Source organism: Lutimaribacter marinistellae (genome assembly GCF_042648365.1).
GTDB classification, from domain to species: Bacteria; Pseudomonadota; Alphaproteobacteria; order Rhodobacterales; family Rhodobacteraceae; genus Lutimaribacter_A; species Lutimaribacter_A marinistellae.
In genome coordinates, this window is sequence record NZ_JBHRXI010000001.1 from 330,958 (window position 1) to 355,394 (window position 24,437).

11 protein-coding genes are annotated in these 24,437 nt (G+C 60.3%); 8 read left to right on the forward strand and 3 right to left on the reverse strand.

The features are described 5' to 3' along the window. Positions 1-3 precede the first annotated feature (3 nt). The 4 genes from ACFORG_RS01600 to ACFORG_RS01615 all read left to right on the forward strand — a co-directional run bounded on the left by ACFORG_RS01600 (position 4) and on the right by ACFORG_RS01615 (position 6,113). The gene (locus ACFORG_RS01600) at positions 4-1,002 is read left to right on the forward strand and encodes a DUF2793 domain-containing protein (protein ID WP_386733624.1); all 999 of its coding nucleotides are present in this window, start codon (positions 4-6) and stop codon (positions 1,000-1,002) included. A gap of 221 nt (positions 1,003-1,223) precedes the next feature. Further along, on the forward strand, positions 1,224-1,970 hold the full coding sequence (locus ACFORG_RS01605; RefSeq protein ID WP_386733625.1) for a phosphoadenylyl-sulfate reductase: 747 nt from the start codon (positions 1,224-1,226) through the stop codon (positions 1,968-1,970). A gap of 128 nt (positions 1,971-2,098) precedes the next feature. Next, positions 2,099-4,675 (forward strand): ParB N-terminal domain-containing protein, encoded by a 2,577-nt coding sequence (locus ACFORG_RS01610; protein WP_386733626.1) that lies wholly within the window; start codon positions 2,099-2,101, stop codon positions 4,673-4,675. Then, positions 4,665-6,113, forward strand: a complete 1,449-nt coding sequence (locus ACFORG_RS01615; protein ID WP_386733627.1) for a pyridoxal phosphate-dependent decarboxylase family protein — start codon at positions 4,665-4,667, stop codon at positions 6,111-6,113. The genes ACFORG_RS01610 and ACFORG_RS01615 overlap by 11 nt, the downstream gene beginning before the upstream one ends. Before the next feature lie 73 nt (positions 6,114-6,186). Here the strand turns inward: ACFORG_RS01615 and ACFORG_RS01620 are convergent, their stop codons facing one another. After that, positions 6,187-7,362, reverse strand: a complete 1,176-nt coding sequence (locus ACFORG_RS01620; RefSeq protein ID WP_386733628.1) for a nucleotide sugar dehydrogenase — start codon at positions 7,360-7,362, stop codon at positions 6,187-6,189. 184 nt (positions 7,363-7,546) lie between these two features. On the opposite strand from ACFORG_RS01620, the gene ACFORG_RS01625 reads away from it, so the two are divergent. Further along, positions 7,547-9,370, forward strand: a complete 1,824-nt coding sequence (locus ACFORG_RS01625) for a glycosyltransferase family 2 protein (RefSeq protein WP_386733629.1) — start codon at positions 7,547-7,549, stop codon at positions 9,368-9,370. Between the two features lie 13 nt (positions 9,371-9,383). Here ACFORG_RS01625 and ACFORG_RS01630 read toward each other — a convergent pair whose 3' ends face one another. Next, the gene (locus ACFORG_RS01630; protein ID WP_386733630.1) at positions 9,384-12,026 is read right to left on the reverse strand and encodes a hypothetical protein; all 2,643 of its coding nucleotides are present in this window, start codon (positions 12,024-12,026) and stop codon (positions 9,384-9,386) included. A gap of 160 nt (positions 12,027-12,186) precedes the next feature. Here ACFORG_RS01630 and ACFORG_RS01635 point away from each other — a divergent pair, with 160 nt between their 5' ends. The 3 genes from ACFORG_RS01635 to ACFORG_RS01645 all read left to right on the forward strand — a co-directional run bounded on the left by ACFORG_RS01635 (position 12,187) and on the right by ACFORG_RS01645 (position 18,199). Continuing rightward, positions 12,187-14,976, forward strand: coding sequence for a glycosyltransferase (locus tag ACFORG_RS01635; RefSeq protein WP_386733631.1), 2,790 nt, complete (start codon positions 12,187-12,189; stop codon positions 14,974-14,976). A gap of 75 nt (positions 14,977-15,051) precedes the next feature. Then, on the forward strand, positions 15,052-16,023 hold the full coding sequence (locus tag ACFORG_RS01640; protein WP_386733632.1) for a glycosyltransferase family 2 protein: 972 nt from the start codon (positions 15,052-15,054) through the stop codon (positions 16,021-16,023). A gap of 109 nt (positions 16,024-16,132) precedes the next feature. Further along, positions 16,133-18,199 carry a calcium-binding protein gene (locus ACFORG_RS01645; RefSeq protein WP_386733633.1) on the forward strand — a complete coding sequence of 689 codons (2,067 nt, stop codon included), beginning with the start codon at positions 16,133-16,135 and terminating at the stop codon, positions 18,197-18,199. A 192-nt stretch (positions 18,200-18,391) separates the two neighbouring features. Here the strand turns inward: ACFORG_RS01645 and ACFORG_RS01650 are convergent, their stop codons facing one another. Then, positions 18,392-24,415 carry a calcium-binding protein gene (locus ACFORG_RS01650; RefSeq protein ID WP_386733634.1) on the reverse strand — a complete coding sequence of 2,008 codons (6,024 nt, stop codon included), beginning with the start codon at positions 24,413-24,415 and terminating at the stop codon, positions 18,392-18,394. Positions 24,416-24,437 lie beyond the last annotated feature (22 nt).

A 24,437-nucleotide genomic window follows, 5' to 3' on the forward strand; every position in this document is an offset into this window, starting at 1 on the left:
GCCATGAACCACAGGTCCCCGATCCTCGATCTTCCCTACCTGCAACCCGCCCAAGCCCAAAAACACGTCACGCATAACAGCGCGCTCGAGATCCTCGATGCGGTCGTTCAACTGAGTGTTGAAAGCCGCACAACGGGAACTCCTCCTGCGGCAGCCGACCCCGGCATGCGGTATATAGTTGGCGAGCCCGCCAGCGGCGACTGGGCCGGTCAAGAAGGCCAGTTGGCGGTCATGTCCTCAAGTGGTTGGTACTTCTTGACACCAAGCAAGGGCTGGCTTGCCTACGTCTGCGACGAGGCCGTGTTATGTCAACGCAACGACTATGGCTGGTCTACTCCCTCTTTTGACCTGCAGAATTTGCCAAGTCTGGGCGTCGGAACTCGATCTGACGTAATCAACAAGCTCGCCATTGCATCCGACGGAAGCCTGTTCACGCATGCTGGCGCGGGTCACCGAATGGTTGTGAACAAGGCCTCGCCTTCGGAAACGGCGAGCTTGTTGCTTCAGTCGGCCTGGTCAGGACGGGCTGAGATCGGGTTGACGGGTGACGACGCTCTCAGCGTGAAAGTCAGTACTGATGGCGACACCTATCGAACTGCCTTATCGGCAGATCCTGCCTCTGGACGGGTAAGCTTTCCCTCCGGTGCCGACGTTTCAGAAACGATTTCAAGCCCCCAGGGAACGACAGTAAAGTACGCCTGCGGGACAATGGTCGCGACCGTTACGATCGAGATGGGCCGCGGCGACGAGTTCGGATCCGGCACGCTTGCTGACATGTATCGCACGCCCTTCCGATACATTTCCTGGGACGTGCCGTTCATCGCTCCACCCACGATTTCGCTGACATCGGTCTGCCCCGAGTCCACCGGCAATCACAAGGTTATCACCCTCACTTGCGCGAGCGTAACCACGAACGGGGTTTCCGAACTGCAAGCCTTCCGTACGACAGCGGGCACAGTTGACATTACGGCGCATGTCACAGCGCACGGACGGTGGGCCTGAGTGTGCTCTGCGACGCGGCATCGTCGCGTCGCGCCTCTTGGCTACGGCAATCGAACGACACTCCGGGATCGCTTCCCGGCTTTCTTAGAGTACGCGAATTCCCCATTAAAATCAAATACGTGAATGTAAGAGCAGCTTTCATTTTCGGCTCATCTGGGATAGACGACCTTCAGTTTTTTCCGTTGCATAGGTTACGGGCAATAAATTGAAGGACCGAAAAGATGGCATCTCCCTCTTGGCCGGCCGGGGGTCTCGACCCGGTCATCGAGACACTGCAGGAAGAATATCTTCCCGATATGGCGCATTACGACATTGCGGGGCTGCTAACTGACCAGCGTTTGGGCCGTTGCGCGATCGTTTCGTCGTTTGGTGCCGAAAGCGTGGTGCTGCTGCATTACGTATCGCGGATGGTGCCGGATATTCCGGTGGTTTTCATCGACACCGAGAAGCATTTTCCCGAAACCATCGAATACCGCGACGATGTGTCCGAGCGGTTCGGTCTGAACCTTGTGATCGTCAAACCCGATCCCGACGAGCTTCGCAGCGAAGACCCTTACGGCAGCCTCTTCAACGTGGACTCGACCATGTGCTGTACCATTCGAAAGGTCTTTCCGCTTCAGGATGCTTTGTCGAACTACGACAGTTGGATTTCCGGTCGCAAGCGATTCCAAAGCTCGACCCGAGCCGCGATACCCCTGATCGAACGCGACGGTGAAAAGATCAAACTCAACCCGCTCGCGCTGTGGGACAAGATCGCAATAGACGCCTACTTCGAGGCCCATGATCTTCCCCGGCACCCGCTTGAGGCGAAGGGGTATCTGTCAATCGGATGCAAGCCCTGCACACGCGCCGTCAAACCCGGAGAGGACGCGCGTGCAGGCCGATGGGCCGGCACGCCTGACAAGACAGAATGCGGCATCCACTTGGGCCCAGACGGACACTTTGCCCGAAATCGCCGCAAAGAGTGAGTTCCACTCCAACGCAGCGTTTGCCCCGCGTCCATGAAACCCCTTTGCGCACCGCAACATAGCGGCTAGAGAGGGGTAATACCTATGCGCGCGTTTCTCTTTGATCCTCAAATACACAGGGTCCCGACATGACCAAGACCGATTTCTACCGCATCGAAATTTTCCCGCTCGAAAAGATCCGCCCGACCGAAGAATACTCCCGGTCCCACACTGAAAACCTTCGCGGCGAGATCGAGATCACGGGCGTTTGGACCCATCCACTCCTGATCGATCGCGACCGCTATGCATTGATGGACGGTCACCATCGCTACCATGCCGCCCGGGCCCTCGGGCTGACTACCGTGCCGGTCATCCTGCTCAGTTATGATGATCCGGCGGTCGAGTTGAAAAGCTGGCGCCCAGGTCAGACCTATACTCCGGATATGATCTGGGAAATCTGCAACAGCGGCAAACTGCTGCCGATGAAGTCCACCCGCCATATCATTCACGCGCAGCTTCCGTTCAGCCGCGTACCGCTTGCCCAACTGCGGGACGAATCGCATCTGGGCCAGACGGTCACTCCGGCGGCACCACATCCCAGCCGACCGCAGATCCTGAGCGATGACTACCACGCTTTTGGCGCACGCATGGCCCTGCGCACAGTTTCCGCCGCCAAGCTGGATCTGGAAACATCATCGACGATCGTACCGCATAGCCACCTGCGTCATACTTTGGAAACGGACCCGGCTATGGCCGCGCTCTTGCCCGGTGCGCCATGCCGAATCGCCCTCGGCCAGCAAGAAGACTTCCCCTTCCGACTGAAAGGAGCCGACCTGCTCCTGCTTCCGCCAAGCCTTCTGGCAAGTGCCAGTGCGATGTCGGCGGCCGCTCGGTGGGGCATGGAGGCCGCATTCGCGATCCAGGCTGGGGGTGCCGGCCCTCGCCGCCTCGCCGCACTCGTCCGCCACGGTGCCGCCCTGATCGCGCAACTCGAGCAGGCAGATCGCTCTCTGCTGCTGTCGACGCAACCCGGGGGTATTTCCGCGGAGCTCAGCGGCGGATCATTGCAGCCACCCTCGCAGACGATGCTGGAATGGATGGCCGGGCTGATGGGCCTTACCGCGGAACAAGCGACCCAGGCGGATGACGATAAGCCACTGCCGCTTGAGGCACCTATTGAGCGCGTCCTCGTATCCAACGGCGACTCGCGACTCAAGGTTGATCGGCGGTCCGGCAAGAACAAATACGGCACCACCCCGCGTCCGCGCCCCGAGGCCGTGCACTTTTCATCATCGACGGCCTCTTCGATTTCGGATTATGGGTTCCTGTTCTGTGACGTCCTGCGGCGTGACCTGCTTAACCACATGCTCGACGGCGGCCACGAGGTTCACGAAACGCGCGCTGCCCTTTCCGATGCCATCGTCGGAGAGCTTCGGGATATGTGCGGCCTCGACGTATCTGAGGCCGACGGCGTGATCGCTCCGTCCGGAACCGACACGGAGGTCCTTGCCGTCTTGTTGTCTCGTGCTGCTGATCCGCAGGCGAAACTGGTCAATATCCTGATCTCGCCGGAGGAAACCGGTCGCGGTGTAAAACTGGCCGGAGCTGGACGATACTTTGATCCCGAAAGCGCGACCGGCGCAGAAATTTCGAAAGGTGCGGAAATTTGGCCGGGTGTCGAAATTGGCCTCGTCGATATTGGCATTCGCGACGACAAGGGCGATCGACTGCCGATGGAAACTCTGGACCGGGAATTTCTCGACGCGGGACGAGCCGCGCTCGACAGCGGCGCGCGCGTTCTGGCCCATGTCCTCATAGGTTCCAAGACCGGGCTTTCCGGTCCTTCGGATGCAGCGATCGAAGAGTTGGTGTCCCTGGCGCCCGATCGCGTCGATGTCGTAGTCGACGCCTGTCAGATGCGGGTCGACTATGCCCGCCTGGGCGAATGCGTCCGCCGGGGATGGATGGTTCAAGTTTCCGGCTCTAAATCGCTGACTGGTCCGCCGTTCTCGGGCGGAATGCTGTTCCCGCCGGCGCTGCGTGACCGGGTTGGCGCCACTGCGGAGCTGATGCGGCCGGGTATCGGCTATGCCGAAGACTGGTCCGAGGCTTGGGCGCAGCACCTGCCCGAAAAAGAGAGCGAACCTGCCTTCGGCGCAGCATTCCGTTGGTTGCCCGCCTTGCTCGAGGCCAAGTTGTTGCGCCATGTTCCGGAGGCACTGCGAATCCACGTCCTTGGCCGTTTCCGCGACGAAGTCTCCGAACGACTGACCCGTTCAGAGAGTTTCCTGACGTTGCAGCGCGACGCGGGTGAAGACGACAGATCCCACAGCTTGCAGTTCGCGCGCCATTCGATCATCTCGTTCCAGATTCTGGCCCGGCACTGGGATGGCAGCCAGCAACCGCTGGACGAGGCGGACTGCCGCAAGATCTTCGAATTGCTGAACGAAGACGCCCGCAGGCTAATGCCCGAAGCGTCACAAGCCGTCCGTTCGGTTTTGAGCCAAGAGTTCCATATCGGCCAGCCCGTTGCCCTGGGACGTGGCGAAAACCAGCGCGCGGTGTTGCGCCTCGTGATCGGGATGCGCTTCTTCAACATCGTTGGTCACGCAGGCCCCGGCGGGGTCGCGGCCGCACTCGAGTCAGAAATTTCGGATCTCGTTCGCGCAATCGACAAGCTTGAGATTCTTGCCGAGAACTGGTGGAGATACAGCCATGACATCTGACGGGTCCAAACCCGGCCTCGACCCTTCGGATTGGCAGGAATTTCGTGCAGCCGCGCATGATCTGTTGGACGCTTGTATCGACAGGCTGGCCTCGGCTTCGGAACATCCCTGGCAGCCCACGCCAGAAGAAGTTCGCGCGACTTACGCGTTGGCCGAGACTGGCGGCGGTATGAAGGATCCCGCACAGCTGGCAAACGATCTGCGCGATAGCGTTTTGCCCTACGGCACCGGCAACACGCATCCCCGTTTCTTTGGCTGGGTTCACGGTACCGGCCTAGCAGAAGGGTTGTTGTCGGAAATGGTGGCAGCCACGATGAACGCCAACTGCGGCGGGCGCGACCACGGAACAATCTATGTCGAGCGCGCGGTGATCGACTGGACGCGTCGGGTCATGGGATTTCCCGAGAGTTCTTCGGGCGTGTTGGTAACCGGCACATCGCAGGCCACGGTGATTGCCCTGCAAGCGGCACGACTGCGGGCCTTGGGGGCGGATATGCGCACCAAGGGCCAAAATGGACGGTGGCTCACGGCCTATGCCGGTGCTGGCGCCCATAATGCAGCGCGTAAAGCGGTAGAGCTGTTGGGGCTCGGACACGAGAACCTGCGCCGCATCCCCGAGGGCGACGCAGGTCTGGACCTTGATGCGTTGCGAGAGAAAATTGCCGAAGACCGCGCGGCGGGGGCCATTCCGTTTGCGATAATCGGCACGGCCGGCTCGGTGGATTTCGGGCGTTTCGACGACCTGAACGCCTTGGCCGACATCGCGACCGACGAGGGTCTCTGGCTCCATGTGGACGGTGCGTTCGGCGCATGGACGCGCCTTGCAGATTCACCGTGGAAAGAGCTCACCGATGGAATCGGGCGCGCAGACAGCCTTGCCTGCGACTTCCACAAATGGATGTACGTGCCTTACGATTGTGGCTTGTGCCTGATCCGCAACGAAGATGAACATCGCGCTGCCTTTGCCGCAAGACCCTCGTACCTTGCAGCACAGGACAGCGGCCTTGCCGGTGGCGACCCGTGGTATTGCGATTATGGAATAGACCTGTCGCGCGGCAACCGTGCACTCAAGGTCTGGTCGGCGATCCGCGCGCATGGCCCAGATGGTCTGGGCAGAGCGATAACTGACAATTGCCGACGCGCCGCGCAGATGGGTGAATTGGTCTCCAGCACCCCAGGAATGCGCCTGATGGCCCCTGTTGTGTCGAACCTTTGTGTCTTTACCGCCGATGAAACGCTCTCACCTGACGCACAGTCTGCGCTCAACTCGGCCATCGCGCAAAAACTGCAACTGTCGGGAGAGGTCGTTTTCTCGACAACACTGGCGCAGGACGTGACCTGCCTCCGCGCGGCCATTACCAACCATCGGACACGACCCGAGGACATCGAGTTGTCGATTGCCGCAGTGGTAAGAGAGGCCGCGGCCTCCCGCACCTGATGTCGAATACTCAGGGCACCTTGTTCATGATCGATCTAAGCCGGTCGTGAACAAGGCCCGCTAGGCTGCGCGATCAGTCCGAGCCGAACAGGTCTCGGGTAAAGACCTTGTCGACGACATCGCTCAAATCAGATGTCGCACGGTTCGCCACGATCACGTCGGCCCGGGACTTGAACTCGTCCAGGTCATGCGTCACCTCGGAACCGAAGAACGTTTCGTCTTCCATCGCGGGCTCGTAAACGATCAGCTCGATTCCCTTGGCCTTGACGCGTTTCATGATCCCTTGGATCGAGCTCTGGCGGAAATTGTCCGACCCTTGCTTCATGACCAATCGGTATACCCCAACACAGCTCGGTGACCGCGCTATGATCTGATCGGCGATGAAATCCTTGCGTGTGCGGTTGGCGTCCACAATCGCCCGGATAAGGTTCTGCGGAACGTTCGAATAGTTGGCCAGCAACTGCTTGGAATCTTTCGGAAGGCAATAACCGCCGTAACCGAAGGAAGGGTTGTTGTAATGCGTCCCGATACGAGGGTCGAGGCCAACGCCATCAATGATCTGCCGACTGTCGAGACCGTGCGCCAATGCATAGGAGTCGAGTTCGTTGAAATAAGCCACGCGCATCGCGAGATAGGTGTTGGCAAAAAGCTTGATCGCCTCTGCCTCCGACGGGTCGGTCAGCAAGACCGGAACGTCCGGGCGCAGCGCCGCCTCTTTCAAAAGTTCGGCAAAACACTCCCCATGATCGGATCGGTCTCCAACGACGATACGGCTGGGATAAAGGTTATCGTAAAGCGCCCTACCCTCGCGCAGGAACTCCGGGCTGAATATGATCCGATCATTGCCCATCCTCTTGCGCAGTTCTGCGGTGAAGCCCACGGGGATCGTCGACTTGATGACAATTGTGGCCTTGGGATTCGTCCGCTGGACGGTCTCGATAACCTCTTCGACACTCGACGTATCGAAGAAGTTGGTTTTCGGGTCGTAGTTCGTCGGCGTGGCGACAATCACGAAATCGGCGCCCGCGAAGGCGGTTTCAGGATCGTTGCTCGCGGTCAGGTTCAGTTGCTTTTCAGCGAGGTATTCCGACAGTTCCGGATCGATGATCGGCGCGCGTCGCTCCTTGATGGCGGCAACCCTCGCCTCGTCGATATCAAAGGCGCAGACGGGGTTCCGTTGAGCCAGCAAAACGGCATTCGAAAGTCCGACATATCCCATGCCGGCGACGGTAATCTTGGTTTCTGACATGAACGACGGCTCTGCTTTCGAATTGTTGTGCCTGCGCGGCAGGCAATCTTGCTTTTGCACGTTCTAGCCCCTCGCGAGGGGTATCGCAATTGCTGGCGTCCTGCCCGGGCGGCATTGCATCCCACAAGGAAAAAGGGTTTCAAAGAACGGCGTCAGAGCCCGCGATGAGCGAGAAGAGGATGTCATGGAAGCACAAGATCTCGAATTCCTCAGACAATCGTCCTTGTTCGAGCCGGAGTGGTATTGCCGAACATATCCCGACGTTCGCGAGGCTGGGATCGATCCCGCCCTTCATTTCTTGCGCTACGGCTGGGTGCTCGGGCGCGACCCGGGTCCCGAGTTTGATGTGAAATTCTACACCGAACGCTACCCCGATATTGCCGGAAGCGGCGTGAACCCCCTGCTGCATTACCTGTGGCAAGGTCAGGCAGAGGGACGGTTGCCCACGCCTGCCGCCGAAAAGGTGCGGGTCGGAATGGAGCAGGTTCGCAAGCTGCAGGCGGAATTGTGGGGCGGCTTGGCCGAACAGGCCGAACATGCGCTGCAAACACTTTGCGATACACCTACGCTGCCCGAACAAGTCCGTTTCGAGGCCGGTTGCCAATTGGCCGCCTGGTTCGACCATAGCGGCGACGAGGACCGTGCCCTGCGTTGCCTGGAACGGATGGGGGGCATGTCCTTCACTTACTCCCATTCAGCTGCACGGCTGATCCCGATGAGCGTGATTTATGCACGTCGCGGCATCGACCATGCGGCCCGCGCTGCGCTGACCCGTATCCGCCCCGGCGACCTTGAGGCGGACAAGCGCATCGCCCTTGCCAATCTCGACCCCTCAGACAGGCGGCTGGAACGCGTGAACACGCTGTACAAGGCGCGAGGTCTCGCACCCGTCGAAGTGTTGGATGCAGGCCGCTCTCTCGGCCTCGACAACCTGACGACCCAGACATTGCCTCCCTCTGCCGAAACTGCGGAACTCGGAATCGTCTCGGTCATCCTTCCCGCGTTCAATGCTGCCAAGTACATCGAAACCGCCTTGCGCGGCCTTCTCGCCCAGACGCATCAAAACCTCGAAATCATCGTCGTCGACGATGCAAGCACGGATGACACGTTTGACACCGTGTCCCGGCTCGCAGAAGCAGATCCCCGCATCATTCCTCTTCGCCAGAAAGAGAATGCTGGCGCCTATGCCGCGCGTAACAGAGGCCTGTCCGTCGCGTCCGGTGAGTACGTGACGACCCACGACGCGGATGACTGGTCACACCCTCAGAAAATCGCCACACAACTCGCAGAGCTCGCCGCGTCGCCCGACCTGATGGGCGTCATCACCCATTGGGTGCGCGTTCGCGCTCCGCTGACATTCACCACGAATTGGCGACTGAGCCCCAGTTATCTGCAATGGAGCCATTCGTCCTTGCTGGTTCGCCGCCAGGTCATGAAAAGGTTGGGCGGCTGGGACGAGGTGCGCGTATCTGCAGACATGGAATTCATCTGGCGCGTCGAGGCGGCCTTTGGGCAAGGCTCGGTGCGCCGTATCCTGCCCGACATTCCGATGGCCTTCGCCCTGGACGACGGCTCGTCCCTGACGCGCAATCCTGAAACGCATATTCAAACCAGCTATCATGGCTTGCGACACTATTACCGCGAAATCAGCCGCTACTGGCATCGCTTGGCCCCGCAGGGTCTGTCGCCCGAACAAGAGGCGCTCAAACGTGCGATGTTGCCCGCAGCCATGATCCCGAATGCTGCATTCTCAAATCAGCTGGACCTTCTGATCGAAACCGATTGCAGCGATCCCGACGCGCTCGCCCAGGTACAGCAGATGGTTCACGAAGTTCCCACCGACCGCCAGATCGGGATCACTCATGTTCCCAATCCGGACTTCACCGATCGCCGATGCGGCTATGCCATCGAACTGCACGACATGTTTTTCGAGGTGATCCAGAAAGACAACGTCACGATCGCTTGCCCGGTATCTCAATATCAGGCGACAAGAACCCTCTCGGTCTGAAGGCACCCATATATCAGATCGCCCCGCGACCCACTGCCGGTCGGAACTTCGACAGCATCTCCGGCCAGTCCGGGATATCCATCAGAACCGCTCGCTGGAGCTCCTGGTTCCGGCTGTTCGCCTCCTTGCCAAAAGGAGCAATGATGTCCTGGATCGCGGTCCACGGCACGTGCAACATCTTGTAAGGGGTGAGATGCGTATAGAACCTGTCTGGCCAGCTGTAATCCGCCCCTGCCGTTTCCATCAGAAGCTTGAGACTGGACGCAAACAGCGGCGAATTCTCAGGCGAGCGATGCAGAACCGCATACAGGCAGGTCAGAACCTCGCCAGCCACTTCGACATTACCCTGCTGCAACTGGTAGATCTGGATCGCTTCCATGTAGTTGAACAGAATCGGAAGCAGATTGTAGTCTTGAGACGCCTGCACATAAAAACAGACATGTGTCATGAAGTAACCCGATCCGTCGTAATCGACCTCTTCGGCGTAATCCATGAAGATCTCGTCATCGAAGAACACCGAATGAAGGTGATCCCGGAACACGCTGGCAAGTGACGCATCCGGGAAGAGTTCGGGGTTGTCCTGAATGCCTTTCATGACGCGTTGCGATGCGTCCAAATGGTAGAACGTGCGCGCCTCACGGGGATGAATTGCCGCAAGATCTCCGCGGATGGGCGGAACCGACGGATCGAACGTGGTCCGGACATAGGCGAGGTGCTGTTCGAGTTCCCAGAAAACAGGGCTGTCGTCCAGACTTCGGCGCTTCAACAGACCGACATATTGCATCGATGTCGCGATACGTTCGAGTTGCTCCAGGTTGATCCAGTCCACCTGTTCGAAACGTCGCAGGATCAATTGACGCCAGAATCCGGTCGCACCCCTCGAGATCCACGGAACCTTCAGGAAAATGTAGGTTGGTTGGAACAGGAACCGGCTATAGATATCCTCCAGATATTCCTGGATGAAATCACCGCTCTTGCGGTGAAACTTCTGAGCGGTCTCCAGCCAGTTCGGCATGTGAAAGACTTCGCCCTGCATCCCGATATAGTGGTCCTTTGGCAGGCGCGCCTGTGCCTCTCGCAGCGCAGCCGAGGGTTCGGGCCGCAGGATATCACGCTTGAAGATCGACTGCGACGGCACCGGAGAGGTTCGAACGGTCCGCCCGTTCTCCAGCGTCCAGTCAGCCGCCCATTCATCGCCATCACGTACCAGAACACCTTCGGCGCATCTTGGCACGATCACCCCGTCCACCTCCATCGGCTTGCGTGCAAGAACGGCATCGCCCGGATCGAGGATGTGATAATACGCATCGTGGAAATAACTGTCCGATGTCCCGGAGTATTGATCGGGGGCTGGCGCATAGGCACGCGGCAAGTCGTCCGGGCCAAGTGTCTGCAATTCCGGCTCGAACCGCGCGATCCCGGCGCATGGATCCCCATCCAGCGTCGATGCACCCATTTCGCGCGCCTCGTCCACCATCCACCGGAAGTCATCCAGCACAAGGTTGGCGATACGAGGAGTCGATTTCAGCCGGAAATGAAGCGGCGCGATCTTGTCGTAGGTCAGATGCGTGATGACCGCACTGCCAAGACGGGGCAGGATGCGATTTGCGAAACGAGCCCTCCGGAACCTGTCCATTCTGTCTTTCGTGACATCGAAAAACTGTCGAACCGTGAATTGCATCCACAGGTCCTCGACATCGTCGTCGTCGAGGAAGGGTTCGAAAATGGTTGTCATGCGCCGGTAATAGCCATCCTTCGCCGGAAGGCTTGCCAGAACCTCTCTTGCGCTTGCACCGAGCTTCAGGAAGGGGACCAGGTGCAACTCGGGCACGGGTTTCCAACGCGCCAGGTGGATCGCGACCTCTGTCAGGGCCTCGGGTGAGAGGCTTGCGCGAATATCATCTGCAAAAAATTCGATGAACCGTCCAAAAACAGGATGACCCCGCCGCCACGACACGTCGTCCGTCTGCATACGGTTAAAGCCAAAGAACAGCTTGACCAGGGATTGCCGCAAGACAAGGCCCCAGTCCACGCCGCAATCCACGATCTTGCGGGGTTTGTCCCCAAGCAGTTCGGGGCGCCATTTCGTGTTGAGCAACACCAGCGCCTTTTCCTGCGCGTCGAGCGCCTCGGCTATTTCGAACCGCTGCAGGAAGGCGGAATACTCGGCGGGGCCTTTTTCGCGAAACAGCGACCCCATCAAGTGCTTGTCAGCATACCGTTTCACGAGGATGTGGTTGGATCGAGTATCCAGCAAGGTCGCCATGTTGAGCACATGACCCAGCTTCGCCCCTCGGCTCAGCAGCAAATCGACCTTGTCCAATCCCTCACGGTCCCACGGTATCGACCACGCGACCTTGGACAAGCCATCGGGCGACACATACACGGCATCCAAGGCAGCCTTTGCGTAAGCCATCCAAGCGTCATGCGGAGCAACCACAGCCGCCACAACGAGGAACCGAACGAATTCTCGCGGCGCAAAAGGCAGTGCGATGCCCTTGTCCGGGTGATCGACGAAATGCAGGTGCTGAGTCTGCAACCAGTCATATTCCGAAAGATCGAGACTGCCCAAAAAGGCCTCGTGCACCGGCTCGAACGCCAACAGGCTGGATTTGCGAGATGGGGCGGTGGTGATCTGCGGGGCTGTCAGCGTCATTTCGAAACCAGTCCAAAAGAATATCCCTTGTTTTCCCCGATGCCTGACGCCAAGGCAACCCTGTCAAGCACCTTCGTGGCAAAGATTCAGCGCCCTCCGACAGATGCATTTCCACTCGCCTTGCTTGGTGGGATAGGGTAGCGATGCAGAGATGAATTCCGTGACGACCCCCGTTTCTGTGCAATACGATAACTTCGATCCAGTCTGGTACCTTCAGACCTACGCGGACGTGCGCAATGCGGGGCTTGACCCGTGGGATCACTACCGCCGCGCAGGTCGGGCAGAGGGCCGCCAGGGCGGACCCGTTCAGGCCCTGGAACTCGATCTGATGCTTTGGCGCGGCTACCACGATACCGCTTTGCCCGCCTTGCATATCCTCTTCGAAACCGGGCCGGCGCATGAACGCGCCGTTGCGGGATGGGTTCTGGCACGGTGGTATGTCGAACATGAAGATCTCTCGGCCGCCCGGGCCGCGCTTGAGGCGTTTCACGCAAGCGACGAAGGGGCGCGCACGGTCGGCCATCCCGGACCCTACCTGCTAGGGGTCCAGCTGGCGCTTGCCTTGGACGATCGCGATCAGGCGGCCCAACTGCTGGACCGCGGCTTTACCCGGTTCGGTGCACTTCCCGATTTCGAACTCGCTCAGATCCAGTACGACAGATTTCTGGGCCTCGATGACTGGGAGTTGTCATCGGCCCTTGCCCGCATCTACGTCCCGTATGGACTCGTCCCTTTGCACTTGCGCGACGACGTGTTCGGGCCTCGGTTCGATCGACTTCATGCCGATCCGGGACCATGGTTGAACGGCCCTACCAAGGATTTACCGCTCGTTTCCGTCATCGTTCCGGTGTTCAATGCCGCACGGAACCTGCCCACCGCCTTACGTGGGCTACAGGCGCAGACCTGGCCCAATATCGAGATCATCATCGTCGATGACGGATCATCAGATGAAAGTCTTTCCGTCGCCGAGGCCGCGGCCGAAAAGGACAAGCGCATCCGGGTGATCGCGCATACGGTCAATCAGGGCGCCTATCCCGCACGCAACACCGGCTTTGCGGCCGCGCGGGGCGACTACATCACCGTTCATGACGCGGATGACTGGTCGCATCCCGAAAAGATCGCTCGGCAGGCCACCGCCTTGATGAACGAACCTGAATTGAAGGCCACCGTTTCGCATTGGGTGCGCGCCAGCGACGATCTGGCCATGACTCGCTGGCGGATGGAGGAGGCGTGGATCTACCGCAACGTGTCCTCCCTTATGATCCGAGCGGAGCTGCGCGACATCCTGGGGTATTGGGACCGCGTCAAGGTCAATGCTGATACCGAGTACTATTATCGCCTGACCCACTCTTTTGGCCCCAAGGCCATCCGAGAGGTTTGCCCGGGTGTTCCATTGGCCTTCGGTCGAACCGATCCCGGTTCGCTCACGATGCGCAGCGCGACGCACCTGCGCACGCAGTTCAAGGGGCTTCGCCGGGATTACATGGAAGCCGCGCATTACTGGCATACGCAGGCGCGGGAGCCTTCGGAACTCTACCTGCCGCAAAACCCCGAGCAGCGCCCATTTCGCGTTCCCGAAGCGATCGGGCTCGGCGATGCCGAGGGCCCGGAAACCGATTACGACATCCTCCGTCGATCCGAGTATTTCGATGCGGATTGGTATCGGCTCAGCCACAAGGACGTTCTGTTGGCCGATATCTGTCCTGTACAGCACTACCTCCAGGGAGGCGCGGCCGAAAACCGCGACCCCGGGCCTAGATTCAGCACCGGTGGATATCGGCGCGCGCAGGAACTCCCCGAAGAGGTCAACCCCCTGTTGCACTTTGAAACGGTCGGAAAACAGAACGGGGCGGCCCCGCTTCCGGCTTTTGACGGCGTTTTGTCCGACACACCCGCCCACGTGAAACGCACGCTGGTCTTCGCCCATACCTCGGGCAAGACACTGTTTGGCGCCGAACGCAGCCTCCTTGGTGTGGTGGAGCGTATGGCGCGGCGCGGCCACTGCCCGGTCGTTGTGCTGCCGACCCTGCGCAACCCCGAATACCTGAAGCAACTGCTGACGATGACCGCTGCTGTCGAGTTCGTTCCCCAGCTTTGGTATCACGCGCTCAGACCGGCGCATGAGGACACGGTACAGGCCATCCGCGACCTTATCGTGAAATACGGGGCAAAACATATCCATGTGAACACGATGGTACTGAACGCGCCGTTGTTTGCGGCGCGCGCCGAAGGGGTCAGGACGACAGTCCATGTCCGTGAATTGCCCGATCAGGACGTCGCACTGCGCAGGCATCTGGGTGCAAGCGCAGGTGCGCTTCGGCAGCACTTGGTCGAAAACGCCGACCGCTTTGTCGCCACCTCGCCCAGCGTTGCCCAATGGCTCGGCTGCCCTGATCGCACCGTCATTCGCCCGAACTCGGTCGACGAGGATCTGTTCGACCTCAGATATTCACCCCAGACCATGCTGCGCGTGGCGATGATCAGCAGTAACATCGCCAAGAAGGGCATCGCCGATTTCCTTGGCGTCGCCCGAAGGGTCGAATCGCATGGACGCCCCATTCGATTTCTGCTGATCGGCCCGCCCAGCGAAGACCTGCATCTGATGCGGCCGTGGCCGGGCAATGTCGACTTTCGAAACTACGCCGCGACACCGGCCGAAGCGGTGGCGCAGGCCGATATCGTCATGAGCCTGTCGAAATTCGCAGAGAGCTTTGGCCGAACCGTCATGGAGGCGATGGCGGGCGGACGACCGGTTGTCTGCTACGATCGTGGCGCGCCACCGTCCTTGGTGGAAAGCGGGCGCACAGGCTTTGTCGTGCCCGCCGACGATATCGAGGCTGCCGCGAACGCCATTCTGGCCCTGGAAGCGTCGCGCAACGGCTTGATGAGGATGAGCACCGCAGCACGCGCCAAGGCCCGCAGCCTGCAGGAGCAGGCCATGCAGGCCTGACACCCGGCTTTGCATCGCCGAAACGTCGTGCTATCCGATCAATCTGTGAAGGATTTCGCCACGGAAACTCGTCCGGTGCCCAACGACGACCACTCGACATCTCGTTCTCGACCGGACGATCGGAGACTTGCGATTCTTCTGGCGACTTACAACGGCGCCCGCGACTTGCCCGCGCAGTTGGAGAGTTTCGTAGAACAAACCCGGCATCCCGACCTGATCCTCGTCAGCGACGACAATTCTCAGGACGACACGCGCGAGATCGTCAAGCGGTTCGCGACAGAACATCCAGAACTCGAACTGATTTTCATCGAGGGCCCCTGCCGTGGGGCCGCGCAGAACTTCCTCAACCTGCTGCGCCATATCCCCGCCGATGTCGACGTGGTTGCGCTGTCGGATCAGGACGATGTCTGGATGCCCGAAAAGTTGCAACGGGGCCTGGATCGCATGGATAGCGACGACGCCAGCCCGGACTGCCCGCTTCTTTACTGCGGGCGCAGCTGGGAATGCGACGAAGTCCTCGGCAATCAGAAACTGTCGCGCGGCATGCCTCGCCCTGCCTGTTTCGGTCACGCGCTGGTCCAGAACGTGGCTGGCGGCAACACCATGATGCTCAACCGCAAGGCGGTCGACCTTGTGCGGGCCGCAAGTTTCGAGGCAGGTGAAATAGTCGTTCACGATTGGTGGGTCTACCAGATCGTTAGCGGCGCTGGCGGACGCATCCTGTTCGACGACACTCCTTTCATCTTGTATCGCCAGCACGGGAACAACCTGATCGGAGCAAACCGCGGCATCTGGGCAAAGCTCAAGCGGATGAAGATGCTGGTCTCCGGTGGGTTTCGTGAGTGGAACACCCTGAACATCGCGGCGTTGGGGGCCTCTGCCCATCGGCTCACAACGGAAAACCGGGCTTTGCTTGAACGGTTCGCGACAGAACGGAATCAGGGCCTCACGCGGCGGCTGCGACTGATCTCGGGGGCGGGCTTGTATCGGATGGGTCTTGCCGGAACACTGTCACTGTACCTGGCAGCCGTTCTGGGCCGCTTGTAAAAAACATGGCGGCGCCTTTTCGGATGCGTGTTCCAACCGTTACAAAAACCGTGCTAACGTCTTGATTACCGTGGGCCTTAGGGTCCGATTTAGTTTAGGGTAAAGGTACATGACGCATTCCGCAGTCGGCATTGGTTTTCTCTCGGGTCCCACACAATACCTGCCTGATGTCGATCCCTCGACCTTCACGACATCTCCCAAGGCACTGGAGCTTTCGAACGGCGATCGCGCCGTTCTTTATGCGGCCTACACGGAAGAACGCTTTCATTCCGAACTGTTCCTGCAACTGCGGGCCGGGGCAGCCGATGCACCCGATCCCATCCTGGTCGGACCGGATGACCCCGCGCAGGGACGCAACCTCTATTTCGTGGACGCTTTGCACAGGCTCGACGATGACAGTCTGGTACTGGCCTGGAACCACTACCAATCGCTCGGTTCTGCTCAGGAAACATTTCATCGCATCCAGGTGGTCGAGAGCGATGGGACACAAGGAACGTTGATCGACGTATCGGGGCGTACGGACGCGATCATCGAGAGCACATCAGGTGCCTTCGCGCGCCTGTGGCAGGGCGACGATCGCGATCAACTCTGGGTTCAGCATCACGCAGCTTCAGGCGAGCCGCTCGCCGACCCGCTTCTGCTTGCACAGATAACCACCGATGGTGGTGACCGGGTCGAGATTTCGGACGTGGCTCTTCTGTCTGACGGCGCGTTCGCAATCTCGTGGATCGACACCGCAAACGATGCCGAGGTTCCGCCGTTTTCGCAGGTCAGCGCAAGCACTGTGCGTTTCATGATCGTCGAAGCCGATGGCACGCCTCGCAGCACACCGGTTACAGTCGGCGACGAGAATGGCAGCGCGGTCGGCCGAAACAAGCTCGTCGCGCTTCCCGATGGCGGCTTCATCATCACCTGGGAAACCGGATTCGGCTTTTCGGAGCTGTCGATGTTCGCGCAACGATTTGACCGCGATGGCGATCCAGATCTTGCGGAACCGGCCTACGAAATGCCGGTCGCTGAACTTCTGTTCGATGCGTTCGCGCTCGATGACGAGCGCTATGCAGTGGTCTATGTGCTTGGCAATGACCTGCTTGTTCAGCAGTTCACCGTCCAAGGCGAAGCCCTGACGCCGCCCGAAATCGTCTGGAACGACATGCAGGGTAATCCGTTTTCGACGTCGCTGTCGTTGGGCCCGGATGGACGATTGCTGGTGACGCGCGATGACGAAGCGCAGGTGCTGGATGTAAATCCGCTTGCGTTGCTCGGAGATGGGGACGACAACCCAACCGCGCCGACGGCTGCCGCCCGCGTAAACGGCCAAGGCGGCAACGATACACTGACCGGTTCTGAAGCCGCGGATGCATTACTGGGCGGGGAAGGTAACGACCGCATCGATGGTGCCGGCGCCAATGATCGACTTGATGGCGGGCCGGGCGACGATGCCGTTTCTGGCGGTGACGGTGACGATCTCGTGATTGGCAGCGATGGCGCCGACACGCTTTTGGGCGGTGACGGCGAGGATTCGCTGATTGGCGGTCTCGACAATGACCTGATGAACGGCGGGGCGGGTAATGACCTGCTGATGGGCGACGATACGTTCTTGTTCACCGAGAACCTGCGCGGTGGGCCGGGCATCGCCTACGATTTGTCCGACACGATCCTGGGCGGCGCGGGGGACGACACGATCGACGGCGGCGCCGGCAACGATCTTGCCTATGGCGGAGAAGGGCACGATAGCCTCGAGGGCGGGCTTGGCGCCGATACGCTGACCGGACAAGATGGCAACGACAGTCTGACCGGCGGTGCGCTTGGCGATCTTCTGTTCGGCGGGAACGGCGACGATTTCCTCAACGGCGGATCTGGCTATGACCGGCTGAATGGCGGGGAAGGGGCTGACAGTTTCTACCACGCAACCGTCCCCGTTCACGGTACCGACTGGGTGCAGGATTATGACGCCGCACAGGGAGATGTCCTGATCTCAGCCCGGGCCGACGCCGTGCCAGATTGGTTCCAGGTGAACTTCGCCCGAACACCGGGTGCCGGTGAAGACGACACGGACGAAGCCTTCGTCATTTTCCGTCCAACGGGTCAGATTCTTTGGGCGGTGGTCGATGGCGGAGCCCAGGACAGCATCAACCTCGCTCTAGATTCCGGGACGTTCGACTTGCTGGCGTAGGATCGGCAATCGCATTGCGGCGACCACTTGACCCGGTGGCACAAAGGCCTTTCGGCGGAAAGCTATGGGTTCGCGACCAATCCCGAACCCATTACCTGCCAATAATCAGAGCCACCTACAGGGGATTTCAACGGCCACCTGGCCTCCATCGTCATATCGGCGCCCGGCATGGCCCCGAACTCTGGACATGCCTTACGATAGCAGGTCGAACTCCTGACCGGCGATGACAAGGTTGATCTCGTCCTGCGCTGCACCGTCGACCAAAGCCCATATGATCTGCCCGGTCGGGCGAAAGATGATGAAGGCTTCTTCGACACCGGAGACACCGGCATTGGCGGTTTCAGTGAGATTGACCTGGAACTGGTCCACATTCGCACCGGGCTGGCCAAAGACCAGGACGTCACCCTCGGCCGCCGAATAGTCCTGGATCCAGTCGCTGCCATGATCCGCAACGCCAAGGTGATAGAAGCGGTCGGCCTCGCTGCCACCATTCATCCGGTCCTGTCCAAAGCCACCGTTGAGGAAATCGCGCCCTGCCCCACCGAACAGAACATCCGACCACGCCTCTCCTGTCAGAACGTCGTTCCCGTCCGCACCGATGACCGTATCTGTGCCGAAGCCACCGGAAATGGTGTCGTTACCGCCATCTCCACGAAGCTCGTCGTTCCCGTACCCACCGTCGATGGAGTCATTACCGTTCCCACCATAGGCGACATCGCGCAGATCGTCTTCCGTGGTTCCTCCGATCAGGCGGTCATCACCGTCGCCCCCGTTGAGCGTATCGGTCCCGTTTCCGCCGTCGATCGTGTCGTTACCGCCGCCGCCAATGATCGTGTCATTGCCGCCAAGGCCGCGCAGGTTGTCAGCTCCGAGAACGCCGGTGATGAAGTCATTGCCATCCGTACCCTCGCGGTCGAGACCACCACCCGAGATGCGCACACCCGCGGCCTCGACTCTCTCGTTCGTGCCAAACCCATCCTCGTAGCGGACAATGACCGTCAACACCGAGTCGACATCGTCCGGCGTCACATCATAGGCTGCCGATGTGGCGCCCGGCACGTTGGCGCCGTCACGCTGCCATTGATAGGAGAACTCGCCAAGGCCATCGGCATCGCTCAGGCCGCTGGTATCAACGAGCAGCGTTTCGCCCGCGACCCGATCACCCGAGATGACCGGCACGCCCACAGGACCTGCGTTGACATTCTCGATCACCCACTCAACCGTGTCAGTGACCGTACCATTCAAAGGATCGCGGGCCGTGATCGTCACCGTGTAGGGCACAAGGCTCGCCTCGAGGTTGCCGCTGACCACAAGGCCGTTCGTCGACAGCGTCACCCCCTCGGGTAGGCCCTGCACCTGCCACGACAACACCCCGCCATCTGGGTCCGAGAAGAAACGCCCGAAATTGACGGACACGCTACCCTCTGTGCTGGTAATCCGTTCAGGCAGCGTCGAGACCGGAACCGCATTCTGGCCGATCGCCGTCATCTGCGCCAAGGTCAGCGTCTGGTCCGCGAACCTGAACTCCTCGATATTCGAGACGGTGTCCTGTCCCAGATGCGAGCGGATGTTGAAAACCCCGTTGTTCAAGGTGACCGTCGCGTCATCAAGCCGGACAGTGTATACCGCCGCGTCGAATCCGCCGCCGCCATCCTTCAGGTCGTTGCCCGGACCACCATCGAGCACATCGTTTCCGTTGCCGCCCCGCAGAGTGTCGTTGCCGTCCCCGCCAGTCAGCGTGTCATTGCCGGCTTGGCCAGAAAGGCTGTCGTTGCCGTTAAGGCCCCGCAGAAAATCGTTTCCGCCGGACGCGGAGATCGTGTCATTCTCCGGTGTTCCGTACAGAACGTCGGCACCGTTGCTTGGCCCAATCGACTCCAATTGACCAATCTGGCCGATGGCGGCAATCAACTGGGCGTGGTTCCAGACCGTGCCATCCGCCCATTCGATCTGCTCGACGGCGCCGACATGGCTGGCGTTAAGAGTATTCGCAAGGATGATGACATCGCCGCTGGGACCGAAATTGATCACGATCGAATCGTTGTTGGCTGATTGCCGGTAAATCGTCGCGTTCCTGGCGAGATAATCATGGAACACGACCCGGTCGGTGCCCGATCCATTGCCCATGTCGCGAACCACGTCGAGACCATCACCGGCAAAAAACTCGTAACGGTCCGCTCCTGCGCGGCCGAACAGAACGTCGTTCCCGGTACCACCAATAATCGTATCGTTGCCGCCCTCACCGGACAGGATGTTGGCCTGTTCATCACCGATCATGAGATCGGCAAAGCCGGACCCGTCAACATCCTCGACATTCATCAGAACGTTGTCGAATTCGCCCTGCGCGATCCCAAGGATCATGTCGATCGTCATGGCCTGACGGGCATCCGTGAAACGCACCAGATCCTGGCCAGCACCCCCGTCGATCGTGTCATCGCCGACACCGGGCAAAAGAGTATCCCGCCCGTTCCCGCCAATGAGCATATCGTTACCGCCGTCACCCAGCAGGGCATCGTTGCCACCAAGACCAAGAAGCGTGTCAGCACCCTCAAACCCGAACAGGCGGTTATTGCCACCGCCGCCGGTGATATGGTCGGCGTGGACGGATCCATGCACGTTTTCGATCCCGCTCAACCGGTCGGTGCCACCGGTACCGTCACGGGCTGTTCCGGTCGAAAGGTTGATGGTCACCGGCCCGACTTCGCCGAAATAGCGAGCGACGTCTTGTCCATTTCCACCCACCATCGTGTCGTTCCCGCTCGACCCTTCGAGCGTATCTGCGCCATCGCCACCGGTCAGGCTATCGTCGCCCTGCCCGCCAAGGAGGTAGTCAGCACCGCCGCCGCCGCCGATCGTATCGGCGCCATCAAATCCGAAAAGGCGGTTTGCTGCGCCGTTGCCGGTGATGTCATCGGAATAGTAAGACCCGTGCACCACTTCGAAATTGCGGATCACATCGGTCCCGCCGCTTGCATCGCGACCGTTTCCGGCACCCAAGTTTACGGTGATGCCAGCACTGGCATTCAGGTAGCGCAGGATGTCGAAGCCGTCACCGCCATCCAGCGTATCGCTACCGGTTCCGCCCCAGATCTCGTCGTCTCCGGAGCCACCCGAAAGGCTGTCATTTCCGGAATCACCGTGAAGCGTGTCGTTGCCTGCACCGCCCGAAAGCGTGTCACCGCCATCCGAACCGAACAGGTTGTTGGCGCGCCCATCTCCGGTAATGCGGTCATCGTGCTGCGATCCACGGACGATTTCGAAATTGCTTACCGTATCGGTGCCGCCAAAGCCGTCTTGCGCCGTCCCACTTCCCAAGTTGACGTTCACGCCTGAACTGCTGTCGAGATAGCGCAGCACATCCGTGCCGTTGCCGCCGTTTAGCGTGTCGTTGCCAGCGCCGCCGGAAATCTGATCATCGCCACCTTGACCTTGCAGGTTGTCGTTTCCGTCGAGCCCGAGAAGATCGTCGTTGCCGGCGCCACCTTCCAACAGGTCATTGCCCCCGAACCCGCGCAAGACGTTGGCACCGTCATTCCCGCGCAGCGTATCGCCGAATTCCGAACCGTCGAGGTTCTCGATCCCCCGGAGAACATCTGTCCCACCCAGTCCGTCGTGGCCTGTTCCAGCGGCCAGGTCCACTGCGACCCGCGACGTGCTGGTCTGATAGCGGGCGACATCGATACCGCCGCCGCCATCCAGCGTGTCGTTGCCTGCTCCGCCCCACAGTTGGTCATCGCCTGTCTGGCCCAACAGGCTGTCATTGCCACCATCACCAAGCAGCGTATCCGCACCGTTATTGCCGGACAGAGAGTCATTTCCGGCGAATCCGCGCAGTTCGTTGCCCAGCACGTCGCCGCGAATGACATCGCCCTGAGCCGAGCCATCGACATTCTCGATCCCGCTCAGACGATCGGAACCGCCCAAACCGTCCTGCGCCTCGCCCGACGCGAGATCGACGACGACACGACCGGTGCTGTCGCGATAGCGCGCGAAATCACGTCCCGCGCCACCGTTCAGCGTGTCATTGCCGAGACCACCCCAAAGCTCGTCATCTCCGGCACCGCCCTCGATGATGTCATTGCCCGAGCCGCCAAGCAGCATGTCATCGCCCTGGGCTCCGTTGATCGTGTCGTTGCCGCCAAAGCCCTGGATCTCGTTTGCGCCCACATCGCCGCCTAGCGCATCACCAAATGCGGAACCGTGCACAGCTTCGATTCCGATCAGGACGTCGGATCCGCCGTCACCATCGTTGGTCGTCCGGCCGCTGTTGAGGTCCACTGCCACGCCGGCGGACGCTTCGATGTAGCGGGCGATGTCCTTGCCGGCGCCGCCGTTCAAGGTGTCATTGCCGGCCTCGCCCCAAAGCTCGTCGTCACCTGCGCCGCCATTCACAACGTCGTTTCCGCCACCGCCGAGCAGAACGTCACGCCCGCCATTGCCGACAATACGGTCCGCCCCGCCGTAGCCAAAGACACGGTTGTCGTTGCTGTCGCCGATCACCTCGTCGTTCATGTTCGAGGCATAGACTTCCTCGATTCCGCTGATCAGGTCGGTATCGCCGAAACCGTCGACTGCCGTTCCGGCGTTCAGATCCACCCGAATGCCAGCGGTGCCGCCGCGTGCGAAATCCTCCTCGTAGTGGATGCGGTCGATACCGCCACCGCCGATCAGCGTGTCTGCACCCTCAAGGCCCCAATAGGCATTTTCGCCATCGTCGCCGCGAATATTGTCCGCGAAGGACGTAGCGCGAATGTCGTCGATGTTGATCAGCGTGTCGGTGAACCCGAACGCGTCGCGCGCGGTCCCCGCTGCAAGATCGACGATCAGGCCCATGGTGCCAAATTCGTGCCGGCCGAGGCGGAAGTTGAAAGACCCGGTCACGACCTCGGCCTCATAGGCCATGGTATCCGCGTTCCCGGCGCCGCCATCGATCGTGTCGTTGCCCTGGTAGCCAGTGAACCATTCAAGATAGTCGTGGTTCGGATTGCCCCCGACCAGCACGTCGTTATGCATCGTCCCCTTCACTTCGAGGAAATGCAGCGCTTGCGTGAAGTCGAGGTTCATGCTCGCCGAGGACGCGCGCCCCGTGGCCAGGTTGACTGTGACCGCCTCGTCGATCTGAAAGATCAGCTGATGCGCGTACGGAGTACCCAGCGCCGTCGTGCCGATGACCGTCTTGTTGCCCGCCCCGCTGATGATGACGTTGTCGCGAACATCCTGCGATTGCGTCCCGACAGCTACCGTATCATTGCCGGCACCTGTGTAGATCAGGTTTTCACCGTCGCGCCCGTCGAGGTAGTCGTTCCCGGCAAAACCGAACAGGCGGTTATCCTCGTTGTCAGCGCCGAAAATGCGGTCGTTGCGATCGGTGCCGTTGACATATTCGATGCCGATCAGCCGGTCGGTGTTTCCCCAACTATCCGTCGCGGTCTGCGTTCCCAGATCGACGGTTACGCCCGAGGCGCCTCCGTCGGTGAGGTAAGACGCGGTGTCATGGCCCGCACCACCGTTCAGCGTGTCATTGCCGGCCTTGCCAACCAGCAGGTCGTCACCACCCAGACCGGAAACGAAATCATTTCCTTCCCAGCCATCCAGCGTGTCGGCCGCGCCCGAACCCTGCATCGTGTCGTTCAGCGACGAACCATAGACCCATTCGATCCCGCTAAGCCGGTCGATGTTGCCATAGGTATCGGTGACCTGCCCGGTCGTCAGGTTGACATTGATGGCACGTGCACCGCCATCGCGAAAATAAACGGCGCGGTCCAATCCCGCGCCGCCGTTCATCGTGTCGTTGCCTGCACCGCCGACAAGCTGATCTTCACCCGCAAGCCCGTTGATCAGGTCGTTGCCGTTCCAGCCATGCAGGGTGTCCTGACCGGCCGACCCGATGATCGTGTCGTTGTTCAACGAGCCGAAAAGCCACTCGATCGAGCGCAGGATGTCCTGATCACCCCAGGTGTCCAGCGCAACTCCGGTCGTCAGGTTGACGTCTACTCCGCGCGGCCCGCCATCGCGATAATACACGACCTGATCAAGACCCGTGCCCCCGTCGAGGATATCGCGCCCAGCCTGCCCGACGAGAACGTCATTCCCCCCGGCACCGGTGATTGTATCGTCGCCACCATTGCCGGAAATCGTGTCGTTACCCGGCCCCCCCGGTATAACTTCACTCACAGCCAGCCCCACTATGCTGAGATTTCCGTTATTCGATGACATAGCCTGCCCCTTCTCCGAGTCT